The sequence below is a fragment of the Sulfitobacter sp. 1A12779 genome (assembly GCF_043557315.1).
In the GTDB taxonomy this organism is placed as follows: Bacteria; Pseudomonadota; Alphaproteobacteria; order Rhodobacterales; family Rhodobacteraceae; genus Sulfitobacter; species Sulfitobacter faviae.
In genome coordinates this window covers 1-3,589 of sequence record NZ_JBIFFU010000057.1, presented here as the reverse complement: position 1 = coordinate 3,589, position 3,589 = coordinate 1, and the positions used below count along the sequence as shown (strand labels likewise).

Below are 3,589 nucleotides of genomic sequence, written 5' to 3'. Positions count from 1 at the left end.
GCCTGACCTGATGGGGCTGCTCAAAATTCCAGACTGTTAGGGTGGCTCTGGGGCAGGCAGTCGTGATGCGAGACACCAAGTCGGCCCAAGAATGAACTGGCACGGCGCGGTCAGAAAGACCGGGGGAGATGTCATCATCCGCGAGCAGATATGTCCAGCATTCTGCTTGAGGGGCGATTGCTAAATGCAGATGCAGCTGGCGGTCGGAAAAAGCATTGTCGAGGTTTTGAGCTCTACGCTTGGCTTTAGGGAACATTGTCTTTTTGGTCAGCATATCGCTTACCGGTCCGAGAAGGGCGTGTTCGCTGATGACGATGTGCTTAAAGGCATCGAGAGCTTTTTTGTTTCTTAGAACAGGCTCAACAGCCCCCTGTAGAAGGCCCAGCTTGTCTGAGGCGGTCATGGTCGCTCTAAAGTGCTCAACGTACTCGTGGCGCGTGATGGCTTTGGTCGACGTACTTAGTAAGACCTTACCCAAGTGGTTTGATATGCATTCTATAAAGCCAGTCGCGATACGGTTTGCCCCAAAGTGGACAGTCGCCGTTCTTTGCTCAGGCATCATCCAGCTCCGGAAACCCGTGCTGAGAAATTGTCTCATGGCCTTGGGCGATGCCTTTAGCGGCCTGCGCCAGCTCACCAGCCTGGTGCAAAAGAATTTTGTACTTTAGCTCGAGCGCCGCGAGGCTTGGCTCTAACCGCGTGAGCTCTGCATCTGTGAGACGGTTTGCGGCTTCATCAGAAGATAGAATTTCTTCGAGAAGCTCTGCGACTTCTGCCAACCGGGCTTGGATCAGCGCGCGTCCTTTTGTGTCAAAGCCGCTGACTTTGAGAGAAAGGGCCTCTTCCTCGGCGTCAATCGTTAGCTTGAAGCTCATGGCCTATTCCCCGTAAATCCACTGTATCATTGAATATTTCTTAGCATGAGTTGGCCGGCCTCTACCATGGAATTTGTTATCTGCCCCGGGATGGTTTGGGCATTCGGTTGAATGGAAGGCCCCGCATGGGTTCAGGATTGCAATATGGCCGGCGATGCTACCAAGCCACCCAGGATCACGGTGAAGGTGGCGGCTTTTGAACTCTGCGAAGTTATGGTCGATCAAACGCCGTTCCATCAGAAAGGACGACACTGTCCATTGGGATATCCCATGGCATTGGAAAAATTGTTGGCATGAGGCAATGGGAAAATCCGACGCCGATAACCTTTGGTAGAGGATTAAGTCGCGCCAAGGTTCGATCGTAATATCCGCCGCCATTGCCAAGTCGGAAACAGGTTTGATCCACCCCCAACAAGGGCGAGATCACGAGGTCCGGCACCGCTTCCGCGCCGTTTGCGGGTACCGGAATGTTCCAGACACCGCGGCGCATTGCGCAGCCTGGCTGCCAGCTGCGAAAGCTCAAGGGGGCGTGTTGTTCCGTGACGATCGGCAAAATGCTCTCTATTCGTTTTGAGCCGCCACGCTTTAAAGCTCGATAGTTTGACTGCCTATGAGCTGTTTAACGGTTGTCGAGATAGACCGAGCCAAACGCAGGCCTTTGTTGCCGATGTTGACTTCTAGGCGCTGCCGACGACGGCCTCACCGATTGAGGGGGAGGGTTCTGTAAAGCGTCTTTCACCCTCAAGGTCTGGTACTACCGTGACCCAAGCTGGGGGTAGTCCTTGATCTTTGCGGGTTTGTTCGATGTCCGTGCAGGCTTTAGGTTCGCTGTGGCACAGCACAATCTTATGTCCGGTCAGCTGCTGGATGCGAAAGGTGAGAGCCAAGTCTCTTTGGAGGTGAGCAGCCTTCGCGCTCTCCAGCGTTTCAACGTCACCATAAACGAGGACGGGACGTTCTATTGCGGGGTCTACGTTACGCAGTCTCTCTGCCAAGAGGCGGGTTTCTGCTTGCCAGGGATGGTATGTGGCATACTGGAAAAACGTCTGAAGCAAGTAGGACAGAGCGATCAAAAGGGTGCAGTTGCGCATGAGCCGCCCGGAGAGATTGGTGTGCTGGCTCATCAGGGCCGTGGCGCGCACCACGATTACGGCATAGTAGATCCAAGCGAAGCTAAATGCGCGCGAGGGTATCGCAACGCCGAGCTTGAGTGATTGTAGCACCATCAGTGCTATGCCGGCCCAAAGGCCCGCATGCAGATAAAGAGCTTCTTTAGGAGCGTGCTTGATCAAAACGCCCGTCGCTACGATCAATAAGGCAATGTGGAAGTAGCCGGCGGGCAGGAAGTTATACGAGTTGGTAACAAGCAAGATCCTGAATGTTTCCAGCACGTAAGGCAGGTTTTCAATCATTCCTGTAAGGCCTGAAGCCGGCGTCGCCTCGCGCCAGTCTGCCAGTGGTACGCCGAAGATACCGTGTACGTACCAATTTATCGTATATGTGAGTAAGACGGCTGCTGCAAAGCTGGCTATGAACAGAACCATGAGCCCAGCAAGATCCGCAAAGGAGCGATTTTTTGTACGCATGAGGCAGACGGCAAGCAGGATGAGAGAGTAAGTCGGGTAAGCCCAAAAGCTGACGATAACGAAGAGGGGCAGCAGGATGCGAAGGCTGCGTTGCGACAAGTAGCAGCCCAACACTGCATATAGCGCCACGACGGCGAGGCCGGGGAGTAGGGTGTTAAACCATAGTGAAATAAGGGTGGCGGGAACGGAGCCCAAGATGAACAATGCCAAAGCTGCGATGAACCACGTGTGCCCTTCGCGTCCCATTGCTGCCACCGCGAGTGCGGCGGCCAGTAGCGCTGAGAGAATCTGATAGGCTGCAAAGTTCAGCCAAGCGGGGGTTGCGATGCCCCGCAAATGCCAAAGGTAGTTAAGCCAGCGCCCTTCGGTGAGGGTTTTACCCCAGAACATTTGAGCATCACCAAATAGTGCAGGGTAGTCATCGTGACGAATAAACGGGTCTATGAGGTTAGGCGCTGAGACGACGAAGATTGCCAGCAAGCTTACCCAGAAGGCTTTAAGCAGTCGCTGTGTTTCATCTGGCTTCGACTGCGCGCTTGAGGGCGCGATATATGCAGCGTCCGGAGAGGCAAATGTCATGTCGCACCTGTTTTTCCATGCGCACGTGCGGCAATGATCTTCGCACGAAGTTGGGCAATCTGTGTCACAGCATTTTGCGGCAGCCGCGATACGACAAAGCGGCGGAGCTTCCAGGCGATATTGCCCCCATTTTGAACGGAAGCGCCGTTTGGAATTTGATGCTGGGCAATAGCGGCAGGCAAGCCATGAAGACCTGCATCATTGACATAGAGTATGGTGTTATACCGATACCAAGGCTCAATATTGCGATTGCTTGAGAGGTGCGGTCGGACGCAATCGTAGGCGGTATAGCCGCGCGCCTCGAACAGCTTCTGCCGGTAGGATAGAGGTTGCTCGTTGACGTGGAACTCGCCGCCTTGTCTTGTCACCGCAGCCGAGAACAATATTCGATCAGAACTACGGGTGAGGCTATCTACGAAAGTCTCTGCGGCAGAGGGGGGTAAGTGCTCTGCGACTTCAAGGCTCTGGGCGAGGTCAAAACGATGATCGATGTGAACCGGCGCGGTGAGGTCGGCGGCCATAAAGCTTTCTTGTGGCACCGCGAGTTGA

At 54.3% G+C, this 3,589-nt stretch carries 4 protein-coding genes and 2 pseudogenes; 1 reads left to right on the top strand and 5 read right to left on the bottom strand.

The genetic code is table 11. The features are described from left to right. Both ACGYLQ_RS20600 and ACGYLQ_RS20595 read right to left on the bottom strand, forming a co-directional pair. Window positions 1–403: pseudogene (locus ACGYLQ_RS20600) on the bottom strand (hypothetical protein); the annotation flags it as partial. Between the two features lie 148 nt (window positions 404–551). Then, window positions 552–875 carry a hypothetical protein gene (locus tag ACGYLQ_RS20595; RefSeq protein WP_322346420.1) on the bottom strand — a complete coding sequence of 108 codons (324 nt, stop codon included), beginning with the start codon at window positions 873–875 and terminating at the stop codon, window positions 552–554. Between the two features lie 144 nt (window positions 876–1,019). Between ACGYLQ_RS20595 and ACGYLQ_RS20590 the strand changes: the two genes are divergently transcribed. Next, window positions 1,020–1,172 (top strand): hypothetical protein, encoded by a 153-nt coding sequence (locus ACGYLQ_RS20590; protein ID WP_394444644.1) that lies wholly within the window; start codon window positions 1,020–1,022, stop codon window positions 1,170–1,172. 7 nt (window positions 1,173–1,179) lie between these two features. On the opposite strand, the pseudogene ACGYLQ_RS20585 reads toward ACGYLQ_RS20590, so the two are convergent. From ACGYLQ_RS20585 to ACGYLQ_RS20575, 3 genes and pseudogenes are all read right to left on the bottom strand, one after another. Continuing rightward, window positions 1,180–1,398, bottom strand: a pseudogene (locus tag ACGYLQ_RS20585) (5-formyltetrahydrofolate cyclo-ligase); the annotation flags it as partial. Window positions 1,399–1,552: 154 nt separating this feature from the next. Then, window positions 1,553–3,040 carry a hypothetical protein gene (locus ACGYLQ_RS20580; RefSeq protein ID WP_394444642.1) on the bottom strand — a complete coding sequence of 496 codons (1,488 nt, stop codon included), beginning with the start codon at window positions 3,038–3,040 and terminating at the stop codon, window positions 1,553–1,555. Then, a partial coding sequence (locus ACGYLQ_RS20575) for a hypothetical protein (protein WP_394444640.1) occupies window positions 3,037–3,589 on the bottom strand: 553 nt, incomplete at its 5' end. The genes ACGYLQ_RS20575 and ACGYLQ_RS20580, both read right to left, overlap by 4 nt.

Bases quoted from the DNA above. Each gene is read 5' to 3' on its own strand.
- ACGYLQ_RS20590 (WP_394444644.1), top strand. From the start codon at position 1,020: ATGGCCGGCGATGCTACCAAGCCACCCAGGATCACGGTGAAGGTGGCG.
- ACGYLQ_RS20595 (WP_322346420.1), bottom strand. From the start codon at position 875: ATGAGCTTCAAGCTAACGATTGACGCCGAGGAAGAGGCCCTTTCTCTC.
- ACGYLQ_RS20580 (WP_394444642.1), bottom strand. From the start codon at position 3,040: ATGACATTTGCCTCTCCGGACGCTGCATATATCGCGCCCTCAAGCGCG.